20 protein-coding genes are annotated in these 21,569 nt (G+C 66.3%); 15 read left to right on the forward strand and 5 right to left on the reverse strand.

All coding sequences use genetic code 11. The features are described from left to right. The first annotated feature begins 28 nt into the window (after positions 1-28). Positions 29-1,102, forward strand: coding sequence for an ATP-NAD kinase family protein (locus Hhyl2_RS06090; protein WP_483549841.1), 1,074 nt, complete (start codon positions 29-31; stop codon positions 1,100-1,102). A 104-nt stretch (positions 1,103-1,206) separates the two neighbouring features. Beyond that, positions 1,207-2,241 (forward strand): PhoU domain-containing protein, encoded by a 1,035-nt coding sequence (locus tag Hhyl2_RS06095; protein ID WP_483549842.1) that lies wholly within the window; start codon positions 1,207-1,209, stop codon positions 2,239-2,241. 14 nt (positions 2,242-2,255) lie between these two features. Here Hhyl2_RS06095 and Hhyl2_RS06100 read toward each other — a convergent pair whose 3' ends face one another. Then, positions 2,256-3,437 (reverse strand): LEA/WHy family protein, encoded by a 1,182-nt coding sequence (locus Hhyl2_RS06100; protein ID WP_483549843.1) that lies wholly within the window; start codon positions 3,435-3,437, stop codon positions 2,256-2,258. Positions 3,438-3,519: 82 nt separating this feature from the next. Between Hhyl2_RS06100 and Hhyl2_RS06105 the strand changes: the two genes are divergently transcribed. From Hhyl2_RS06105 to Hhyl2_RS06125, 5 genes are all read left to right on the forward strand, one after another. Then, the gene (locus Hhyl2_RS06105; RefSeq protein ID WP_483549844.1) at positions 3,520-3,750 is read left to right on the forward strand and encodes a DUF7525 family protein; all 231 of its coding nucleotides are present in this window, start codon (positions 3,520-3,522) and stop codon (positions 3,748-3,750) included. An 80-nt stretch (positions 3,751-3,830) separates the two neighbouring features. Then, positions 3,831-4,055, forward strand: a complete 225-nt coding sequence (locus tag Hhyl2_RS06110) for a DUF7123 family protein (RefSeq protein ID WP_483549845.1) — start codon at positions 3,831-3,833, stop codon at positions 4,053-4,055. A 38-nt stretch (positions 4,056-4,093) separates the two neighbouring features. After that, entirely contained in the window at positions 4,094-4,525 is a 432-nt protein-coding gene (locus tag Hhyl2_RS06115; protein WP_483549846.1) for an SRPBCC family protein, read from the forward strand. After that, complete coding sequence (locus Hhyl2_RS06120; RefSeq protein ID WP_483549847.1) at positions 4,522-5,340, forward strand: carbon-nitrogen family hydrolase; 819 nt, start codon at positions 4,522-4,524, stop codon at positions 5,338-5,340. The genes Hhyl2_RS06115 and Hhyl2_RS06120 overlap by 4 nt, the downstream gene beginning before the upstream one ends. A 79-nt stretch (positions 5,341-5,419) precedes the next feature. Beyond that, positions 5,420-6,475 (forward strand): DUF4349 domain-containing protein, encoded by a 1,056-nt coding sequence (locus Hhyl2_RS06125; RefSeq protein ID WP_483549848.1) that lies wholly within the window; start codon positions 5,420-5,422, stop codon positions 6,473-6,475. Between the two features lie 247 nt (positions 6,476-6,722). On the opposite strand, the gene Hhyl2_RS06130 is transcribed toward Hhyl2_RS06125, so the two are convergent. Both Hhyl2_RS06130 and Hhyl2_RS06135 read right to left on the reverse strand, forming a co-directional pair. After that, the gene (locus Hhyl2_RS06130) at positions 6,723-8,255 is read right to left on the reverse strand and encodes an aldehyde dehydrogenase family protein (protein ID WP_483549849.1); all 1,533 of its coding nucleotides are present in this window, start codon (positions 8,253-8,255) and stop codon (positions 6,723-6,725) included. Between the two features lie 72 nt (positions 8,256-8,327). Continuing rightward, entirely contained in the window at positions 8,328-10,439 is a 2,112-nt protein-coding gene (locus Hhyl2_RS06135; RefSeq protein ID WP_483549850.1) for a CDC48 family AAA ATPase, read from the reverse strand. Positions 10,440-10,524: 85 nt separating this feature from the next. Between Hhyl2_RS06135 and Hhyl2_RS06140 the strand changes: the two genes are divergently transcribed. The 6 genes from Hhyl2_RS06140 to Hhyl2_RS06165 all read left to right on the forward strand — a co-directional run bounded on the left by Hhyl2_RS06140 (position 10,525) and on the right by Hhyl2_RS06165 (position 18,381). After that, complete coding sequence (locus tag Hhyl2_RS06140) at positions 10,525-10,659, forward strand: DUF7128 family protein (RefSeq protein WP_483549851.1); 135 nt, start codon at positions 10,525-10,527, stop codon at positions 10,657-10,659. Between the two features lie 51 nt (positions 10,660-10,710). Next, positions 10,711-13,809 (forward strand): FAD-binding and (Fe-S)-binding domain-containing protein, encoded by a 3,099-nt coding sequence (locus Hhyl2_RS06145; RefSeq protein ID WP_483549852.1) that lies wholly within the window; start codon positions 10,711-10,713, stop codon positions 13,807-13,809. Between the two features lie 100 nt (positions 13,810-13,909). Continuing rightward, positions 13,910-15,235 (forward strand): MFS transporter, encoded by a 1,326-nt coding sequence (locus Hhyl2_RS06150; RefSeq protein WP_483549853.1) that lies wholly within the window; start codon positions 13,910-13,912, stop codon positions 15,233-15,235. Positions 15,236-15,292: 57 nt separating this feature from the next. Beyond that, the gene (locus Hhyl2_RS06155; protein ID WP_483549854.1) at positions 15,293-16,123 is read left to right on the forward strand and encodes an MBL fold metallo-hydrolase; all 831 of its coding nucleotides are present in this window, start codon (positions 15,293-15,295) and stop codon (positions 16,121-16,123) included. A gap of 80 nt (positions 16,124-16,203) precedes the next feature. Beyond that, positions 16,204-17,445 carry a zinc ribbon domain-containing protein gene (locus Hhyl2_RS06160; RefSeq protein WP_483549855.1) on the forward strand — a complete coding sequence of 414 codons (1,242 nt, stop codon included), beginning with the start codon at positions 16,204-16,206 and terminating at the stop codon, positions 17,443-17,445. Positions 17,446-17,484: 39 nt separating this feature from the next. Then, positions 17,485-18,381: a phosphoribosyltransferase HisG-related protein gene (locus Hhyl2_RS06165; protein ID WP_483549856.1), complete on the forward strand. Its 897-nt coding sequence runs from the start codon at positions 17,485-17,487 to the stop codon at positions 18,379-18,381. 29 nt (positions 18,382-18,410) lie between these two features. Here the strand turns inward: Hhyl2_RS06165 and Hhyl2_RS06170 are convergent, their stop codons facing one another. Next, entirely contained in the window at positions 18,411-18,650 is a 240-nt protein-coding gene (locus Hhyl2_RS06170) for a DUF5816 domain-containing protein (protein ID WP_483549857.1), read from the reverse strand. Between the two features lie 72 nt (positions 18,651-18,722). On the opposite strand from Hhyl2_RS06170, the gene Hhyl2_RS06175 reads away from it, so the two are divergent. Both Hhyl2_RS06175 and Hhyl2_RS06180 read left to right on the forward strand, forming a co-directional pair. Next, on the forward strand, positions 18,723-20,084 hold the full coding sequence (locus Hhyl2_RS06175) for a bifunctional metallophosphatase/5'-nucleotidase (RefSeq protein ID WP_483549858.1): 1,362 nt from the start codon (positions 18,723-18,725) through the stop codon (positions 20,082-20,084). Positions 20,085-20,116: 32 nt separating this feature from the next. Continuing rightward, a complete protein-coding gene (locus Hhyl2_RS06180; protein WP_483549859.1) occupies positions 20,117-20,560 on the forward strand; it encodes a universal stress protein in 444 nt (147 codons plus the stop codon). Here the strand turns inward: Hhyl2_RS06180 and Hhyl2_RS06185 are convergent. Next, entirely contained in the window at positions 20,521-21,525 is a 1,005-nt protein-coding gene (locus Hhyl2_RS06185; RefSeq protein WP_483549860.1) for a mechanosensitive ion channel family protein, read from the reverse strand. The two genes, Hhyl2_RS06180 and Hhyl2_RS06185, sit on opposite strands and share 40 nt — an antisense overlap. Positions 21,526-21,569 lie beyond the last annotated feature (44 nt).

The following is a 21,569-nucleotide window of genomic DNA, read 5'->3' on the forward strand; positions in this document are numbered from 1 at the left end:
TTTGCCGCAGGGTATCGTAGGTCGAGTGATGCGACGAATCGGTGTCGTGGTCAACCCGATCGCCGGGATGGGTGGCCGCGTCGGCCTGAAGGGTACGGACGGAAAAGTCGAGGCGGCACGGCGCCGGGGGGCCGACCCGCGTGCCCCCGACCGAGCACGCGAGGCACTCGACGGCCTCAGAGACGCGGCCGGCGAGGTCGAACTGCTGACCGTCGGAGAGCCGATGGGCGAAACGGTCGTCAGGGAAGCCGGCTTCGACCCCGAGGTCGTGGCCAGTCCCGCCGATCCCGAGGAGACGACGAGTGCGGACACCAGCGAGGCTGTCGCCGCGTTCGTCGATGCGGGTGTCGACGCCATCCTGTTCGTCGGCGGTGACGGAACCGCGGTCGACGTGGCGACAGCACTGGACGACGCGGGGGTCGACATCCCGATGCTGGGCGTCCCCGCCGGCGTGAAGGTCTACTCGTCGGTGTTCGGCGTCTCGCCGCGGGCGGCCGGCCACATCGCCGCGACCTTCACCGAGACCGAGCGCGCCGAGGTCAACGACATCGACGAGGACGCGTTCCGGGGTGGCGAGGTCGTGACAGAACTCAGGGCGGTGGCGACGGTCCCGGTCGCCGACCAGCGCCAGTCCGCGAAACAGCGCGGCGGTGGGGACGTTGCGACCTTGGCCGAGGCGGTCGCCGAGGGGGCCCAAGCGGGCGTCACCTACGTCCTCGGTCCCGGCAGTACTGTCGGGGAGATCAAGTCCCGACTGGGGTTCGACGGGACGACACTCGGGGTGGACGTCTGGCGCGACGGCGAGGTGCTCGTCGCGGACGCCAGCGAATCGGAGATCCTCGACGCCCTGGGCGAGGAGAACGTGGTGATCGTCTCGCCCATCGGCGGCCAGGGGTTCGTCTTCGGTCGGGGCAACCAACAGCTCTCGCCGGAGGTGTTGCGCCGGTCGAGTATCCAGGTCGTCGCCTCCAGCCGGAAGCTCGACGACGTGGGTCGCCTGCGGGTCGATACGGGCGACAGCGCGCTCGACGAGGAACTCGCCGGGTGGGTACGGGTCCGTGTGGGTCGCTACGAACAGCGCCTCGTCGAGGTCGTGGCCTGACAAACGTCCGGGGAACACCTCCGGACTCCGATGATTGTATTCTGCTGTCTCGATAAGTGGGAGTATAGTCAAGATTAAGGTCGGCCGCGGCCAACAAAGGGCATATGGAAACGCGGAAAGTCCAGCGGTTGGGGCCATCGACGCTCGCGATGACTCTGCCCGCCGAGTGGGCCAGCAAGCACAACGTCGAGAAGGGCGACGAGGTGTCGCTGCGGATGGGCGGTAAAGGGACGCTGACGGTCCTCCCCGAGTCCGTCCAGACCGAGGAGTCCCAGGCGACCATCCACGCGGAGAACCTCAACGCCGACGCCGTCGAACGCGCGATCGTCGCACAGTACGTCCTGGGCCGTCGGATCATCCACGTCGAGGCAGCCGAGGGCAGCACACTGGACTCGGCACACATCAACGCAGTCTACAACGCCGAGACGCAGTTGATGGGATTGGGCGTCATCGAGGAGACCCCCGAGCGGATCGCGATCCGCTGTTCGGTCGACCCGGAGGACTTCACGCTCGACAACCTCCTGGAACGGCTCGAATCGACCGGGTCGACGATGCGCAACGAGGCGATCAAGTCCCTCGCTCACGGGAACCCCGACCTGGCCCAGCGGGCGCTGAACCGTGAACGGCAGGCCAACAAGATCTTCGTCCTCCTGTTGCGGCTCATCTTCACCGCCTACCAGAACCCGAACCTCGCCCGCGCCATCGGCCTGGAAGACGGCTTCCCGCTGATCGGCTACCGCTCGATCGCGAAGAACCTGGAGCTGACCGCCGACAACGCCGAGGACATCGCCGAGATCGCCCTGGAGGCGACCGACCACTCACTGAACGTCGATAGCTCGACCATGCGGCGCATCCGGGAGTTCACCGACAAGGTCAACGAGATCAGCGAACTGGCCGTCCAGGCGGCCGTCGAACGCGACTACGACACGGCCATCGAGGTCCGCGAGGAGTACGCGAAGGTCGGCGACCGGGAACACGAGATCCTCGACGACCTGCCGGAGATGGAGAACGAGTCGCTGCTGCAGATCCGCGAAGTCCTCGTCAGTCTCCGTCAGACCGCCGAGTACGCCGTCCGGAACGCGGAGATCGCGACGAACCTCGCGCTGAACGAGGAGTCCGAACACACGACGATCGAGTGAGGGCGGGTCGCCCGTCAGAGAGACAGTAGTCCGTCGTCGGATTCTGTCCGGGTGGCTGTCGGAGTCGGCGTGGGAGTCGAACCGGTTGTCTCTCCGCCGTCCAGCAGTCCGTCGTCGGTGTCAGTCGCAGTCTGTGTATCCGTTCCCGTATCGAGCAGCCCGTCGTCGGTCGGCGTGGGCGTCGGAGTGGCGCTCCCTGACTCGCCGCCCTCCGAGCCGTCGGCCCCCGACTCGCTCTGGGACGACACCGTTCCCGTCGGATACTCGTCCTTGTTGCCGAAGATGTCGGTCTCGATCTCCTTCTCGTAGTCGACCGCGTCCAGCGGGATGCGGATCTGCGTCCCGCCGCCCTCAAGCACCATGTAGAAGTCGATACGCAGCTGCGTGTACTGGTTGCGCTGGAGGTGGGTCACCCACCAGTCGTCCAGATTCTCGTTCTCGATGGCGGCCCGCGCGTCGATGGTCTCGGTCTCGCCGGGCGAGATGACGTGACTCTTCGTCGTCTCGCCGGACCCGACCGTGACGTCGTTCATCGAGACGGTGTACCCGATCTTCGAGATGGTGTAGGGGATCGGCTTCGGGTTGTGGACGGTGAAGGCCAGATCCATCGGCGTCCGCTCGCGGGTGAGGTTCGCCCGGTCCCAGGAGCCCCGCGTCTCGTTGATGTAGAGCACCGGATCCGAGATCAGCGGTGCGTTCGCGTCGACCGGGCGGGTCTCGGTGCTGTTGAACTGCCCGACGATGTCCGTCTCGATGGACTTGCCCTGCGTGACCGACAGCGACTGCCCGAGCGTCGACGATCTGACCTCGCCGTCGATCTCGACCTGCGTCTGTTCGCCGTTCTGGACGTGAGTGTACCACCACGCGGGGATCTGCTCGTTGTCCATCTGCGTGGTGAAGTCGAGTGTCGTCCGTCCAGTACCGAGCTGGAGGCCCTCGCGACCGCCCTCGGCGATCGGAACCGAATTCATCCGGACCGTATAGTCCACCGCGGTCCCGCCGAGCTGGACCCCGATCGGGTTCGGATTCGCAACCACGATGTCGGTTTCGACGGTCGTCGTCGACTCGGACACGCCAGCGAACCGGTTCTCGACCGACTGGACGGACGGCGCTCCGAGGACGCCGGTGAGCACACCACCGACGAGGAGCACGATCAGTCCGACCACGACGACTGCGACCTGCCGTTTTCGTCCCATCGTGGGTCTCTCGCTCACCGGGATGTATAGGTCCTGTGGCCCGGCCCGAATGAACTAAGTAGCCGACACCGAATGCACCGGTATGGCCTCAACGGATGCAGAAACCGACATGGGACTCGGCCTCGGACTGGTGTTCGGGCTCGTCGCAGTCGGCGCAGCGTTGCTGACGACAGTCAACGGGTACACGTACGCGACACGGACCGCACAGGGACTGGAAGCGACCGGGCTCCAGGTGACCAGCGGGGTCGCGTTCGGGGTCGCCATGCTGGCCGCCGGTCTCGCTATCGTCGCCGTCCACGTGTTCGACGGCTGACGAATTGCTGCACGACGTTCGTTTCTGGCAGTCCATTCGTGGAAAGGAATCGTTAAATTGGGTCGTGACGTACATCTACTATGGCCGATTTCAGCGAAGAGGACCGGCGCATCCTCGAGTACCTCAGGGACAGCGTCTCGCGGGGTGAGAGCTACTTCCGCGCGAAGAACATCGCTGAATCCATCGGTCTCTCCGCCAAGCAGGTCGGTGCGCGGTTACCGCGGCTCGCGGAGGAGGCCGACGAGGTAGATATCGAGAAGTGGGGTCGCGCTCGGTCGACGACCTGGCGCGTGACCACGAGTTAGTCGGTGGATTCATTCGGGAGCAGGTCGGAGTTTCTGCTATGACCGTCCGGGTCGAGCAGACGATCACAGTGTCGGCGCCCCCCGAACGCGTCTGGGAGTTCATCGCCGACCCGGAGAAACGTGCCCGTTCGATCAGCGTCGTGACCGACTGGGAGGACCGTGGTGACGGGAAGTCCACGTGGTTCCTGCAGCTCCCGATCCCAGTGATCGACCGCACCGTCCGCGTCGACACCGAAGACGTCGACCGCCGACCGCCGGAGTACGTCCGGTTCGTCGGCAAGTCCAAGGTGATGCGGGTCCAGGGCGAACACGAACTGGACGCGACCGACGACGGGGGGACGGAACTGCACAACCGGTTCGTCGTCGACGGCCGCTTCCCAGGCGTCGAGCGGTTCTTCAAGCGGAATCTCGGTGGCGAGATCGACAACCTGGAGGCTTCCCTCCGGGAGGATCTGGGGCTGGAAGCATGAGACTGGCGGTGGCACAGTTCGAGATCGAGGCTGGCGATCTCGGCGGGAACGTCGACCGAGCGATCGACGCGATCCAGCGCGCGGCTGCGGACGGCGCCGACCTCGTCGTGCTGCCGGAACTGTTCACCGTGGGCTACTTCGCGTTCGATCTGTACGCCAGACACGCCGAGAGCGTCGCTGGCGAGACGATCGCTCGGCTTGCCGCCGTGGCCGACGAGAACGACATCGCCATCCTCGCCGGGAGCATCGTCGAGGACCTCGAAGCGAGCGCCGACGACGGGTTCAGGGTTCCAGCGGAGTCGGGACTGGCTAACACCTCCGTGTTCCTCGGCCCCGAGGGCGACCGCCGAGCAGTCTACCGGAAACACCACCTCTTCGGCTACGATTCGGCCGAATCGTCGCTGCTGGAACCCGGCGAGCACGTCGACACCGTCGACTATGGCGGCTTCACAATCGGGATGACGACCTGCTACGACCTCCGGTTCCCGGAACTGTACCGGCGACTCGTGGACGAGGGTACGACTCTCGTCTGTGTGCCCAGCGCGTGGCCGTATCCCCGCGTCGAGCACTGGGAGCTGTTCGGCCAGACCCGCGCCGTCGAGAACCAGCTGTACGTCGCCGCGGCCAACGGCGTCGGGAGCTTCGAGGACGCCGAGTTGCTCGGCCGGTCGACTATCTACGACCCCTGGGGGACCGTCCTCGCGAGTTCGGCCGACGAACCGGCACTGGTGGTCGCCGACCTCGACCCCGAGCGCGTCGAACGCGTCCGCGCGGAGTTCCCCGCGCTGGCCGACCGTCGGATGGATCTGGAATAACTCCAGTCGCTCTTTCACATAAAATCCGTTTTGAGCGTACGTCGATATTAACCCCCTCTCGGAGCGACGTACATCCGTCATGTCCAAGCAAGCAGCAACGGTGGCGGTGGTGGCCTGCCTCCTGCTGGCAGGCTGTGCGGGCGCGGGCCTCGGATCGGGCGACAGTGCGGAGAGCGCCGGCGGTGGCCAGCAAGCCGCGGCGACGGCCGCGAGCGCCGATAGCGGGTCCGACCTGAGCTACGACGCGGCGAGCGAGGGGGGCGACGGCGGTGACGGTGGCGGGGATGCCGGTGGCGGGAGCGACGTCGCCAGCGGCGCACAGCAGCGTGCGATCATCAAGACCGGGTCGATGGTCGTCGAGGTCGAGAACTTCTCGACGGCGCGCTCGACCATCGCCCAGCGCGTCAGATCACAGGGCGGCTACGTCGGCGGCTCCGACCAGCGGCTCCACCGCAGCGGCAACGAAACCTGGATCACCGGCCACATCGTCGTGCGCGTCCCCAGCGACTCCTACGAGGACACCCAGTCGCTGGCCGCCGACCAGGGGACGGTCCTCTCCGAGGAGACCACCACGAAGGACGTCACCGACCAGCTCGTCGACCTCGAAGCCCGCCTGGAGAACCTCCGGAGCCGGCGCGACCGGCTCCGCGACTTTTACGCGCAGGCCAACAACACCGAGGAACTGCTCCGCATCGAGGAACAGCTCTCGGAGGTCCAGGGCCAGATCGAACGTCTGGAGGCCCAGAAACGGTCCCTGGAACAGCGCGTCGCCTACTCGACGATCCGGATCGAACTGCACGAGCCCGAACCCGGCATCGACCAGATCAGGACCCAGTACCACGAGCAGTCACTCGTCGCGGTGTTCATGGGCTCGGTGAACGACGTCGTCGTCTTCGCGCAGGCCTCGCTCGTGACCGTCGTCGGCGCGCTGCCGTGGCTGGCAGTGCTCGCCGTGCCGGCCATCGGGCTGCGACGGTGGCTACGTGGGCGCTCGATTCCGTTCGTCGGAACCCGCGAGAATGTACCGGATACCGAACAGACCAGCCAGAACGAGTCGGCTGTCGAGGATGACGAGAAGCAATCAGATAGCGACGATCCCGAGGAATCCTCCTCAGACACCGGGCACTCGGAGTAAGCCCACCGTACTCACCGGATGACGACACCGGGCCTTTTTTTACGCTCGGTCCAAAACGATTTCCTGCCGGTGAGACGCTTTTCACGTCGCACCCGGCAACAACACAGCCCGTCTCGCTGCTCGGCCACCCGGCGTCGCTCGTCCGCCAAAGGCTGTCCGGACAGCCTTTCTCGAAGACGAATCGGTGTAGATCAGTCCCGTATAGTGCGCCCTGGGCGCATACCGGGAATCACGACACCGACCGATCTCACTCCTCGTCCGTCGAGATATCCGCCGAGAGCCCCTGTGCCATCCGGATCTCCTTCGAGTTGTTCAGCGTCCAGGCCGTCCGTTCGGTGACGGCCTCGATGACCTCGCGGGCGTGTGGCGGGCCGCTGCCCGACTTCTTGACACCGCCGAAGGGTAACTGGACTTCCGCGCCGATACACGGGAGGTTCGCGTAGGCGAGACCGACCTCGGCGTGGTCCCGGTAGTAGTGCAGTTGGCGGTAGTCCTCGGAGATGACCGCGCCGGCGAGGCCGTACTCGGTGTCGTTGTGGATCTCCAGCGCACGTTCGATGTCGCCCTCGTACTCGACGAGCGCGACGTGGGGGCCGAAGACCTCCTCGCGGTAGGCCGTCAGATCGGTGTCGGGCGCGACCTCGTAGACGAACGGGCCGACCCAGAACCCCGCCGCGTGGCCGTCGGGGAGTTCGTCGCCGGAGAGGTCCTGGCGGTCGACGAGGACAGTGGCCTCCGATCTGCGGACGGCGTCGTTGTAGCGGCCGAACTTGTCGACCTGCTCCTGGTCGACGAGCGGACCCATGAAGGTGGCCTCGTCGAGGGGATCGCCGACGGTCACGCGCTCGGCCAGGTCGACGAACCGCTCTCTGAACGCCTCGTAGACGTCGGTGTGGACGAGCAGTCGCTCGCTGGAGACACAGCGCTGGCCGGTGGTCTTGAAACTCGACATCACGGCAGAGTGGACGGCGATGTCGAGGTCGGCGTGTTCCGTGATCACGATGGCGTTCTTACCGCCCATCTCACAGCAGGCGTTCCGGCCGGCGCGGCCGCCGATCTTCTCGTCGATGCGGTGGCCGACCTGGGCGCTGCCGGTGAACAGCACCGTGTCGACCCGGTCGTCTTCGACGATGGCGTTGCCGGCGTCGCCGTAGCCCTGGACGAGGTTGAACACGCCGTCGGGGATCGACGTGTCGTCGAACATCTCGGCGACGATCTGTCCGCAGTAAGGCGTCTGTTCGGCGGGCTTCCAGACGACGGTGTTGCCCTCGACGAGTGCGACGGCCATGTGCCAGAAGGGGATGGCGACCGGGAAGTTCCACGGGGTGATACAGCCGACGACACCCTTCGGCGTCCGGCGCATGTACGAGTCCTTGGCGGCGACCTCCGAGGGCACGACGTCGCCGTGGGGATGCCTGGCGTTGCCGGCGGCCAGTTCGACCATGTGTGCCGCCTCGACGACGTCGGCCCGGCCCTCACTGATCTCCTTTCCGCACTCCCGGGAGACCATCGCGCCGAGTTCGTCGGTCCGCTCACGGAGTTCGTGGTAGATCTCCCAGAGGTACTCCGCGCGGTCGATATACGACAGCGTTCGCCACTCGGCTGCGGCATCTCGTGCAGCCCCGACAGCCTGTTCGATCTCGTCCGGCGATCCCATCTGGGCCGTGGCGATGTCGTCCCCAGTCGCCGGGTTCACGCTCTGGAAGGTCTCCCCTGTCCTGCTTGCTACCCACTCGCCGTCGATGTAGTGGTGTAACTCACTGTCTGACTGACCTGTCATAGGAACTAGTTGGACGGCCACGGTCAAAAGTGGTGCGTCAACACACCGCAAGGGATGGGGGCCTGCGACCTCTCAGCGCTCGCGTTCGCGCTCCAGCGCCCGCTCGAAGTGCTCGGCGGTGATCTCGACCTCGTCGGCGTGTTCGGTCGCCTCCTCCGGACCGAGTTCCTGTGCCGTCTCGCGGATGGCGAGCATCGATGCCTCGCGGACGACCGCTTCGAGTTCCGCCCCGGAGAAGTCCGGCGTCTCGCTGGCGATGTCGGACAGCGAGATGTCTTCTGCGAGGGGCTTGCCGTCGGCGTGGACCGCCAGGATCTCCTCGCGGGCCGCCTGGTCGGGGTTGGGCACCTCGACGTGCTGTTCGAGGCGGCCGGGTCGCAGGAGCGCGTCGTCGATCATATCGCGCCGGTTGGTCGCGGCCAGGACCACCAGATTGGGGTTCTCGGTGACGCCGTCGAGTTCGGCGAGCAACTGGGAGACGACGCGTTCGGTCACCTCGTTGCCGTCCCCGCGGTGGCTGGCGATGGCGTCGATCTCGTCGAGGAAGATGATGCTCGGCGCGGTCTGGCGGGCCCGCTCGAACAGTTCCCTGACCGCTTCCTCGCTCTCGCCGACGTAGCGGTCCATGATCTCCGGCCCGGCGACGTGGATGAAGTTGACGCCGCTCTCGCCGGCGACGGCGCGGGCGAGCAGGGTCTTCCCAGTTCCCGGTGGTCCGTAGAGCAAGATCCCACTCGGTGGGTCGGTGTTCGTGGCGGTGAACAGTTCGCCGTACGAGAGCGGCCACTCGATGGCCTCGGTGAGCGTCTGTTTGACCTCGTCGAGGCCGCCGACGTCCTCGAAGGACACCGTTGGGGACTCTGCGACGTACTCCCGCATCGCGCTCGGTTCGACTGTCGCCATGGCGGCGTCAAAATCGGGGCCGGTCACGTCGGGGTCCTCGTGCTCGCGACGCAGTGCCGCCATCGCCGCCTCGGTGGTCAGCGAGGCCAGGTCGGCGCCGACGAATCCGTGGGTCTGGGCTGCCAGCCTGTCCAGATCGACGTCCTCGTCGAGTGGCATCCCGCGTGTGTGGACGTCGAGGATCTCCCGGCGCCCCGGTTCGTCTGGCACGCCGATCTCGATCTCGCGGTCGAAGCGGCCACCGCGGCGCAGTGCTGGGTCGACGGCGTCGACGCGGTTGGTCGCGCCGATGACGACCACACGGCCGCGGTCTTCGAGGCCGTCCATCAGCGTGAGCAGTTGGGCGACGACGCGGTTCTCCATGTCGGCGTCGTCGTCGCGCGAGCCAGCGATGGAGTCGATCTCGTCGACGAACAGGATCGCCGGGGCGTTGGCCGTCGCCCGGTCGAAGGCCTCACGGAGCCGTTCCTCGCTCTCGCCTTTGTACTTGGAGACGATCTCGGGCCCGGAGATGGTGTCGAAGTAGGCGTCGACCTCGTTGGCCACCGCGCGGGCGATCAGCGTCTTCCCGGTGCCGGGCGGGCCGTGCAGGAGGACGCCCTTCGGCGGGTCGATGCCGAGCCGCCGGAACTGTTCGGGCTCCGAGAGGGGCATCTCGATCATCTCGCGGATGCGGTCGAGTTCGTCGTCGAGGCCGCCGATGTCCTCGTAGCTGACGCCGGTATCTGAATCGGCCTGGGAGGAGGGCGCAGCGTCGGATTGCTCGCCGGCCGCGGAGCCACCGGTGTCGCTCGTCCGGGGCAGCACGGTCACCGTCGTCCGGTCGGTCACACGGACCGACTCGTCGGGCGTCGTCGACCGGACGAGGAAGGTACCCAGCCCGTCGACGTGGACACGCTCGCCGGCCTGGACCATCCGGTCGACGAGTCGCGAGCGGACGGTGTGTTCGTACTCCTCGGTCCCTGGGAGGGGCTCGGCCGGCTGGACGGTGATGGCACTGGCTTCGGTCACCGATCCCTGGCGCACCTGGACGGTGTCCCCGATGTTGACGCCGGCGTTCGCCCTGGTGTCCGAGTCGATCCGGACGAACTGGCCGCCGTCGTCGGCCGGCCAGACCTTCACGACGGTCATCTTGTTCCCGTCGACGATGACCGGGTCGCCGCTCAACACGCCGAGCCTGCTTCGCACGGATTCTGGGAGCCGCGCGATGCCACGTCCGGCATCTCGCTTGTTCGCTCCCTCCACCGTGAGTTCGATACCGCCGTCTGGGGACCCACTCATAGCCCTCCGTAGCCGGTCGAGGCTCTTCAGGGTTCCCGTTGTGTCGCGGGAAAACAATATACGACAGGGCGTCGGAGCTTCGGGTATGGTAGTCGATACCGAGCGTGACGGGATGACATGGTACGAGTGCGAGTCCTGTGGGCTCATGTTCGACGACCAGGAGGATGCTCGCCAGCACGAGTCCAACTGCGACGACGAGGACCCCTCGTACATCCAGTGAAAACTGCGAACCAGGCGACAGTATAACGTCCTGCCGTCCGAAGGCCCGTCCATGGGCGCAACCGAGCAGGGGCCACGCGGTGACCCGGCCAGCGACGAACGGGCCGACTACGACCACCAGTCAGACGCCGTCGCTCGACCGGCGCTCGTCGCGGACCTCACAGAGCGCGTCGAGGGGACGGTCCGGTTCGACGACTACTCCAGGGAACTGTACGCGACGGACGCCAGCGCCTACGAGATGACGCCGGTCGGCGTCGTCTACCCCCGGTCGACGGACGACGTCGCGGCCGTCGTCTCCTACTGCGCGCAGCGGGAGATTCCTGTCCTCCCTCGGGGCGGCGGGACGAGCCTCGCCGGCCAGGCGGTCAACGAGGCTGTCGTCCTCGATTTCACGCGGTACATGGACGCGCTCGTCGACGTCGACCCGGACGAGGAACGCGCCGTCGCCCAGGTCGGGACGACGCTGGGGGACCTGAACGCCGAACTGGCCGCCCACGACCTGAAGTTCGCGCCGGACCCCGCCTGGGGCGACAAATCGGCACTCGGCGGCGCCATCGGCAACAACTCCACCGGCGCCCACTCGCTGCAGTACGGCAAGACCGACCACTACGTCGAGGAGTGCGAGGTGGTACTCGCCGACGGGACCGTCACCACGTTCGGTGAGATGACCGTCGACGAGTTGCGGGACGCAGCCGACGCCGACGGCGACCTCGAAGCACGCATCTACGCCGAACTGGTCCGGATCCTCGACGAGGAACGCGACGCCATCGACGACGCGTTCCCCGACCTGAAACGCAACGTCTCGGGGTACAACCTGGATCGGTTCGTCGCCGAGGTCTCGGGTGAGTACGGCGACCCGGACACGGTCAACGTCGCCCGAGTGCTGGCGGGCAGCGAGGGAACTCTGGCCGTCGTCACGGAGGCGACCGTCTCGCTGGAACCCATCCCGGAGACGAAGTCGCTCGCTCTGCTTGCCTTCGAGGACCTCGTCACCGCGATGAAGGACGTCGCGCCAATCCTCGAACACGACCCGGCGGCCGTCGAGGTGCTCGACGACGTATTGCTGGAGTTAGCGGGTGATACCGAGGAGTTCGGCGACCTCGTCGACGATATCGTCCCCGAGGGGACCGGCGCGGTCCTGCTCGTCGAGTTCTACGCCGACAGCAGTGCGGCGGGCAAACAGAAGGTCGCGGACCTGCTCGCCGACCGCGTCGGTGATGTCTCGTCGGTGGGTGTCCCACAGGAAGGTGCGGAGGATCTGACCGCAGCGCCGGTCCGGGCGTTCCACGGCCGAGAGGCCCACGACGACGCCGAGCGCGAGCGGTTCTGGAAACTCCGCAAGTCCGGCCTCCCGATCCTGCTCTCCCGGACGAGCGACGCCAAGCACATCAGTTTCATCGAGGACACGGCGGTCCCACCGGAGAACCTCCCGGAGTACGTCAGTGACTTCCAGGACCTGCTGGAAGACGAGGGGACCTTCGCGTCGTTCTACGCCCACGCCGGGCCGGGCTGCCTGCACATCCGGCCGCTCGTGAACACGAAGACCGTCGAGGGCGTGGACCAGATGGAAGCCATCGCCGACGGCGCGACCGACCTCGTCCGGGAGTACGGCGGGTCGGTCTCGGGCGAACACGGCGACGGCCGCGCACGCACCCAGTGGAACCACAAACTGTACGGCGACCACGTCTGGGAGGTGTTCCAGAACCTCAAGCGCACCTTCGATCCGGACTGGCTGTTGAACCCCGGCCAGGTCGTCGGCGTCGACGAGGCGGCCGTCGAGGCCGGCGAGGCACCCCCGCGAGCGCGGACGGCCGACATGACCGAACACCTCCGGTTCTCGCCCGACTACGAGTTCGACTTCGACTTCGACCCCGCGCTGGACTGGGCCAACGAGAACGGGATGCAGGGGATGGTCGAACTCTGTCACGGCTGTGGGGGCTGTCGCGGCCCCCAGGAGACCACCGGCGGGGTGATGTGTCCGACCTACCGGGCCGCCGACGAGGAGGTCACCGCGACCCGAGGGCGGGCGAACATGCTCCGCTCGGCGATGAGCGGCGACCTGCCCGACGATCCGACCGACGAGGCGTTCGTCTCGGAGGTGATGGACCTCTGTATCGGCTGCAAGGGCTGTGCGCGGGACTGTCCCAGTGAGGTCGACATGGCGAAACTGAAGACCGAGGTCGAGTACGCCCATCACCAGGAACACGGCGCAAGCCTCCGGGACAAGGTATTCGCCAACGTCGAGACGCTCTCGAAACTCGGGAGCGCGTTCGCGCCGGTCTCGAACTGGGCCCAGCGATTGCCCGGCAGCGATTTGCTGACCGAGAAAGTGCTCGGAATCGCTCGCGAGCGAGACCTCCCCACGTTCCGGCGGCAGACCTTCGAGAAGTGGTGGGCCAGCCACGACCCGACAGTTTCGGCAGCCGAGGCCGACCGGCGAGCGCTCCTCTTTCCGGACACCTACAACAACTACAGCCACCCCGAAGTCCTCCGGGCTGCCGTCGAAGTGCTGGAGGCAGCGGGCGTCCACGTCCAGGTACCGAGTGACGTCACCGCCTCGGGCCGAGCGGCCCACTCCAAGGGTTTCGTGGGGAAAGCGAAGTCCCGAGCACGGAGGAACGTCGACGCACTCCGGGGCCGCGTGGAAGACGGCTGGGACGTCGTCGTGGTCGAGCCCTCCGACGCCGTGATGTTCCAGTCGGATTATCTGGACCTGCTGGGCCACGACGACGACGCGACGACTGTCGCAGCCAGCAGTTTCGGCGTCTGTGAGTACCTCGACCGGTTCGCACTCGACAGCGGCGTCGACTGGGAGGCCCCCGTCGAGTCGCTGACCTACCACGGCCACTGCCACCAGAAAGCGACGAAGAAAGACCACCACGCCGTCGGTGTCCTCCGGCGGGCCGGCTACGAGGTCGACCCGCTGGATTCGGGCTGTTGTGGCATGGCCGGCAGTTTCGGCTACGAGGCCGAACACTACTCGATGAGCAAGGCTATCGCCGGCATCCTCTACGAACAGACCGCCGAGAGCGACGGCGATACCGTGGTCGCACCCGGCGCCTCCTGCCGGACGCAACTGGCAGACCGGCCGCTCGGCGACGGCGACGAACCACCACACCCGGTCGAGCGGCTGGCCGACGCGCTGGCGTGAGCGATTAGATATTCCCCTCGCCACCGCGATACCATCGGCCGGAGGACATTATTGTTGTAAATCCTCAACATTCATTGAGTCTCACGAGAGAGTGAGCGACGTGCACGCCCTCGCCCGGAATCGGACGTTCCTCCGACTGCTCGTCGGCCGCCTCGTGACGAACGCGGGGGACAGCATCTACTACGTCGCCGCCCTCTGGCTCGTCCACGACCTCGGCGGGTCGACCGTCTACACCGGCATCGCGTCGTTCCTCGTGATGATCCCGGGGATGCTCCAGTTCCTCGTCGGCCCGCTCGTCGACGACGTTCCTGTCCCGCGGCTCCTGGTCTCGACACAGGCCATCCAGGGACTGCTGGTCCTGACGATCCCGATCGCGGACTGGCTTGGCGTCCTCTCGGTCGAACTGGTCCTGGTCGTCATCCCGCTGGCGTCGCTCGTCAACCAGGTCACGTACCCCGCCCAGTCGTCGGCGTTGCCCCGCACCGTCGAGACCGAACATCTCTCGACGGCCAACTCCGTGTTCAACACCGCCCACGAGGGAGTGAACATGACGTTCAACGCTGTCGGGGGGATCCTCGTCGGGCTGGCCGCGGTGGGCGCGGTCGGTGCGTTGCTGATCGACGCCGGGACGTTCGCCATCGCCATCGTCCTGTTCGCTGGCCTGACTCTCCCCGAGCGTGGGTCGGGCGAGACGGGGGCAGCCGAGGGAGAAGCCACGACGCAGGCTCAGGACGACACCACCACAGCGGACGACAGGGACGCCGAATCCGTCCGGGAGCGGACCCGCCGCTACGTCGGTGATTTCAGAGACGGCCTCTCGTATCTCCGTGGGACCGCGTTCCTGCCCGTCATCGTCCCGCGGATCCTCGTCAGTTTCGTCGCCGGCGCGATGCTGGCCATCCTCCCGGCCTACGCCGCACTTCGCGGTGGCTCGGGGCTGTACGGCGTTCTCCTGTCGGCACTCGCGGCGGGCGCGCTCGTCGGGTCGGTCCTCTCGGCGAGACTCGACCGTGTGCCCTACGGCTACTTCATGCTCGGCGGGACTGCGCTGACGGGACTCGCGTGGATCGGTGCGGCACTGTCGACGTGGACACCAGCTATCGTCGCGTTCTTCGCGCTCGCGATCGTCTACTCGGGCGGCAACAGCGTCCTCTTCGACACGCTCGTCCAGACGGTCGTCCCCGAAGACATGATCGGCCGCGTGACGAGTTCGATGACCACGCTGGAGGGACTGGCCACGCCGTTCGGGTCGCTCGTCGGCGGCGCAGTGGCGGCCGTCGTCGGCCCGGTTACGATCCTCGTCGCACTGGGCGTCGCGAACTTCGTCGCGACCGCCTATCTGGCGCTGTCGGGACGACTCCGCTCACTCCCGCCGATCCGTGACGTCGAGCGGGGCGACGACCGGATCGAGCAGTACGCTGATTGAGACGGTATCTCCGGCCGACCCGTAACGATTTAACTGCGGCCACGCACAGACTGCGGTATGACAGTCGATTCTGACTGGGAGGACTGGCTCCTGCGCGCGGTAGAGGACGCCGACCCCGACGGACTGGCGATCTGGTATCTGGGCTGTAACGGCTTCATCGTCAAATCCAGCGGCGACACGACGGTGTTCATCGACCCCTATCTCGGGATCGGTGACCCACCGCGGACCGTGCGGATGGTCCCGGTGCCGTTCAACCCCGAGGACGTCCTCGAAGCCGACGCAGTCCTGGGGACCCACGAACACGTCGACCACGTCCACGGTCCCTCGCAGGCGCCGATCCTGGCGAGTACGGGCGCGGACTACTACACCACCGACAGCGGTCACGACGTCATCCGCGAGGAGGGGTGGACGAAGAACTGGTCCGTGACCGACGACCAGCTCCACGAGGTCGAAGAGGGCGACTCCATCGAGATCGGCGACATCACGGTCCACGTCGAGCCCGCGAACGACCCCGACGCCGAACATCCGGTGTCGTACGTCTTCGAACACGAGTCGGGCACCTTCTTCCACGGCGGCGACGCCCGTCCCGGCGACTTCGAGACGGTCGGCGAGTCCTACGACATCGACCTGGGGGTCCTGGCGTTCGGGACCATCGGCATGATCGAGGACAAGGAGACCGGCGAGGGCGTCCGGACCCAGTGGTACAACGACGAGAACATGATCGTCGAGGCGGCCAACGAACTACAGTTGGACACCCTGCTGCCGAGCCACTGGGACATGTGGAAGGGGATGACGACCGAACCGACCGTGCTGCACAACCACGCCAACAGCTTCGAGTACCCGAACTCACTGACCGTCGCCAAGATCGGCGACCGAGTGGACCTGTAAGCAGCCCCTAGCTTTCGGCAGTAGTGTCGGACTAACTATACAATGCATATTTAATAGTGTAGGGTCACGGAATAGAATACATGAGTGATGCACAAACATACGAAGAAGTCACCGTCAGCTCCGACGGGGTGATCGTCACCAAGCGGTTCGAAGCCGACGAGTTCCCCGTGCCGGCTATCGCGTTCAACGTCTCTTCGAAGCGTTCAGAGCCAGTGACGCTCCGTCTGGTAGACACGGTCCCAGACGACGTCGCCGTCGAGGACCTGGGCTTTCACCCGGAGTACGGCAGCGAATACTGGGACATCAACGAGGACCGCATCGCCTTCGAGAAGGAGATCCAGGCCGATTCGGAGTACACGACGGTCTACGGCATCCGCGCGACCGGGACCGACGACGTCGAGAAGTTCCTCACCGAGCCCGAGATCGAGTCGGTCGATCCGCCGCTCGACGAGGACGAAGCGGACATCGTCGGAAGCGGTGACGACGCGGTCAAAGACGTCATCGCCGGCGAAGCCGACAGCGTCCCCGGACTGGAGGACGACGAGGACGACGAAGACATCGAGACGCTGGACCTCAAAGATCCGAACAACCCGGACGCGGGGACCTCGGCCGACGCGGAGTCGGCCGACGCGGACGGCGAGGACGGTGACGCCGACACCAACGGCGAGGTCGGTGAGGGGACCGTCATCGCCGCGATGGCCGACGAGATCCGACAGAGCAACGTCTCGCCGGACGACGTGAAGCTCCTCCAGCGTGCGCTCGATGCGGTCTCAGACGGTGACAGCAGCGGTGGCGGTGGTGGTGACGGCGCGACGAACGCCAAGATCCAGCGCCTCCAGCAGGATATCGCGGATCTCCGTGCCTACACGGACGCTCTCGAAGAGTTCCTCGAAGAGAACGGGACCGGCGACGAGATGATCGAGGAGTTCAGCCAGCGCCTCGATCAGTTCGAGACGGAACTGAACTCCTTCGAGTCCGACATCCAGAGTGCACGGTCGACCGCGCAGTCGGCCAACGACGGCGTCGAGAGCCTCGAAGAGGAGGTCAGCACCGTCGAGGAGGACGTCGACGAGGTCGAATCCGAGGTCAACTCGATCGGCAACAGCCTCCGGACGGTCGAGGACGACGTCGACGAGTTCGACACGGAGATCGAGCAACTCAACGAGCACATCTCCGATCTCGAAGGCGAGGTCGAGGCGCTCCACGAGGAGATCGGCGACGGCGAGGTCGACGAACGGCTCACCGAACTGGAAGACGAGATCGTGGAACTCAACGAGTGGCGCGAGCAGCTGTCCTCGGTCATCGGCGGCGGCGGCAGCTAACCGAATTCGTTTTACCGATCCCTGTTCTGCGTTTCCACAATGACGACGACCAGAGTGGCCGTTCCACGCAAAGGGCGGCCTCTCGAAGCGGTTCTCGAACGACTGGCCGCACGGACCGGCACGACCGAGTGGGCGGACGACATCATCTCGACGCTCCGCTACGAGAAAGCGGTCACGAAGGACAACCAGACCGCCGAGGACCACGTCTACGATCGGCTCGCCACCTACTCGACGCTGGACGAGCCGACCGAGCCCGAGTACACCCTGTTACGGGACGACAGGGACGGGATGCCCCGCCGGATCGTCTTCGACAGCGTCACCGTCCCGACCAGCGAGGGCGACGTCCAGCTCGTCGGGCGCGAGGAGCCGTTCCGTGCGCTGCGGACCCACGAGTTCGCACTCGGGTTCGACAGCGCCGACCTCGTGCTCGAGGAGGTCGTCCAGCTCCGCGACGAGCCACTGACCAGCATCGACGAGATCAACGACCGTATCGACCCACTCGACACGGACGTCCGCGTCGTGACGGGACTGGGCGACACGGTCTACCACACGCTACTGGCGACACCGGACGTCATCGACAGCCAGGATGGCGGGCTGGACCGGGCGTTCGTCACCGACTACGAAGGGGACTTCTGTATCTCGCCGCGGTACGAACGACTCGTCGAGGCAGTCCTGGGGACCGCCGCACTCGACGATATCACGTTCACCTATCCCGACGACGGTGTCGAGGAGGAAGCCGACATCGCGGCCACCGGGATCGGTGTCTACCTGACCGTCACAGGGTCGACCGCTCACGACCACGGCCTGGAACTGGGTGAACAGCTGTTCCCGAGCGAGACGGTCCTGCTGGAGAACGCGAGCGAGGGGACCGAGACCTCCCAGGCGGTCGCGAAACTGTTCGAGGAACCCGAGGCGACCGCGCTACAGTCCGTCTGAGCGGCTAGGCCCGCCGCGCGACACTGTCCTCACTCGTGGGCCGCGTCCCACTCCTCGGCTTTCCGGAGGTTGCTACAGTCGTTGCACTGGATCCGGCCCATCGAGTCCATGGCGTTGTTGAACGTCTCGCAGTTCCCACAGAAGAAGCCCCAGCGGCGCTCGCGGTCGGCGTCGAGATAGACGACGTAGAAGGGTGCTTTCGTGCCGATATCGCCGTCCTCGTGGTCGACGTAGAGCGTCTTCCCGTCGGGTCCTGCACGCTGTTCCATATCGATGTCTGTACGGCCAGCGGCTAAACGACTGCGGAACGGCTATCCGGGCGTGTCTCCGAAAGGCAGGTGATGAGTCCTCGTCTCGTCCACTACTCCGACGTGGAGAACGCCTACGACGACCCGGACCGGCTCGCTCGGCTGGCCGGCGCGCTGGACGCACTTGACGGCGCCGACGCGCTGCTCGTCGGGACTGGCGACAACACCGGCCCCGGCGTCCTCTCGATGGTCACGAACGGCCGTCAGTCCGCCGACCTGTTCGACGCCGTCGAACCGGCGTTCGAGACGTTCGGCAACCACGACTTCGACCACGGCGTCGCGGCCATCTCGGATATCGTCGACCGGACGCCACAGCAGTGGCTGACCGCGAACGTCAGGCGGGACGGGGACCGGTTCCTCGCCGGAGAGACAGAGTCGTGGGCGGTCCGGGAGGTCGACGGCATCCGGATCGGTCTCGTCGGCGTGACGAACACGGACACGGGCGCGACCAGTCCGGGCGCCGATCCGCTGACGTTCACCGATCCGATCGCCGCGGTGAGCGACGCCGTCGCGGCCCTGCGCTCGCGCGGCGCGGACCACGTGGTCGTCCTCTCCCATCTGGGTCGCGACGACGAGCGCCTCGCCCGGACCTGCGACGTGGACGTCGTCCTCGGCGGCCACGTCCACGAGCGGCGGGTGACGACGGTCCAGGGGACGCTGCTGGCGCGGCCCGGATCGAACGGCCACACGGTCGTCGAGGTTGACCTCGACGGGGGACAGCCGACCGCGGCGTTCCGCGACGTCGACGAGTTCGGCATCCGTGACGACGCCGTCGCGAGCGCCGTCCGGGACCGACTGGCGGCGAGCGGACTCGACGAGACTGTAGCTCACGTCACAGAGCCCATCTCCCGGTCGCGGCAAGCGACGAAGGAGGGCGAGAGTCGCATCGGGAATCTCGTCGCCGACGCCTACCGCACCCAGACCGGTGCGGACATCGGGCTCCAGAACGCCGGTGGCGTCAGAACCGACGAGACGCCGCTTTCGGGGGACGTGACCGTTGCCGACCTCGTCTCCGTCGTCCCCTTCGAAGAACCCGTGGTCGTCGCTCGACTCTCCGGCGACGAACTCCGGCGGCTCTGCCGGCAGGCCAGTGGCCGCGTGGTCGATCACGGTGACACCTCGTGGTGGCACGCCCACGTCAGCGGTCTCGAAGTGACGTTCGAGCGCGAGACGAAGACCGTGGAGGGGCTTCGAATCGACGGCGATCCGGTCGAGGAAGACGACACCTACACGCTCGCGACGACGGACTACCTGCTCACGTCGCCACTGGAGTTCCCGGTACTGACCGAGGCTCACCGCGTCGAGACGCACGCGCTCCAGTACGAGGTCCTGGCGGACTACACCCGCGAGCACGGGATCGACCCGACGGTGGACGGTCGAGTCGTGCGTCGCTAGGGTTTTACCCCCCGCGGTCGAACCACCTGTCGATGAAACAGGTCGTCGTTCCGGTGCGGTATCCACTCTCTGAGAACTCTCGGGCGACCCTCGCGGAAGCAATCCGTGTCGCCGAGGCCGACGACGCCGCCCTCACTGTCTTGCACGTCAATCTCTATCAGAACGGACAGCACGTCTCACGATCCCAGCTCAAGACGACCGTCGAGGAGGCGTTCGGACACCTCCCTCGGACGCGGTACGTCGTCCGGTCCGGGATGCTCGTCGAGGAGACGATTCTGGACGAGGTCGCTGCCCAGGAGGCGGACGTCGTCGTCATCGGCGACAAACAGGTCGGTCGCTGGCGCCAGATGATCCGTCGACTCGTCGACGATCCGGACATCGAGCAGTTCCTCCGGGAGGAACTGGACTGTGACATCGTGACGGTCTCGCCCGACAGTCAGCCGTCCCGGTACTCGACGTCGTCCTCGGAGACCTGAGTCGAGTTCGGCGCCGGCGAGTCGCTCCCGTTCATCGAGACCTGCAGTTCCCCGCTGGTATCGTCGAAATACAGGTGCGAGTGGGGGTAGGCAATCTCGACGTCGGCCTCGTCCAATCTAGCCCAGACGTTCGTCTGGACCTTCGACCGGGCCGTCAGAAGCTTGTACGGTTCCGTCACCCAGTAGCGGAGTGTCAGCATCACCCCGTGGTCTGCGAACTCGTTGATGTAGGCCGTCGGTGCCGAGGGATACCGGGCCGCGCCGATGCGGATGTTCGGCCCGCCACCGATGACGTTGTCGACCTCCCGCGCCGCTTCCTCGATGAGATGTCGAGCCTGCTCGATATCGCTCTCGTAGGTGACCAGGACATCTAGCGAGAGACGGGTCCGGGAGTCTTCGGCGGAGAAGTTCACGACGTCGCGGTCCCGCATCGACCCGTTGGGGATGACGAGGAACGTATTGTCCATCGTGAATATCTTCGTGTGGCGAAGCGTGATGTCCTCGACGAAGCCGCGCTGATTCGTATCGACGAGTTCCACCATGTCGCCGATCTCGTAGGGCTGGTCGGCCAGCAGGAAGACCCCGGAGATGAAACTCCCGACGATCGGCGCGAGGATGACACCGATGACGGCCGAGAAGACGGCCACGGAGAGGCCGATCTCGCCCAGGCCGAGCCCCCAGATGTTCATGATCGACAGGAGCGCCAGGATGAACACGCTCACACGGATGCCACGGAGGACGGTGCGAGTCAGGCTCGGCCGTTTGAACCGCTGGGCGACCCGGCGGCCGAGCAACTGGACGATCACTCTGGAGGCGAGATAGCCGAGCGCCAGCACCACGAGGGTCTGGAGTATCTGGCTGATCCAGATCGGGATAGCGAACGGGAGGAGGCCACCGAATGACGTGGTGGTGGTCGGGGTGGGCGTCGGTGTTGGTGTCGCCTGTAACAACGAGACAGCGCCCATGTCCACACTGTACCAACCCCCCGAGAAAAGCGTTCCCCCTTCCA

It is taken from the genome of Haloarcula sp. H-hyl2 (assembly GCF_056934385.1).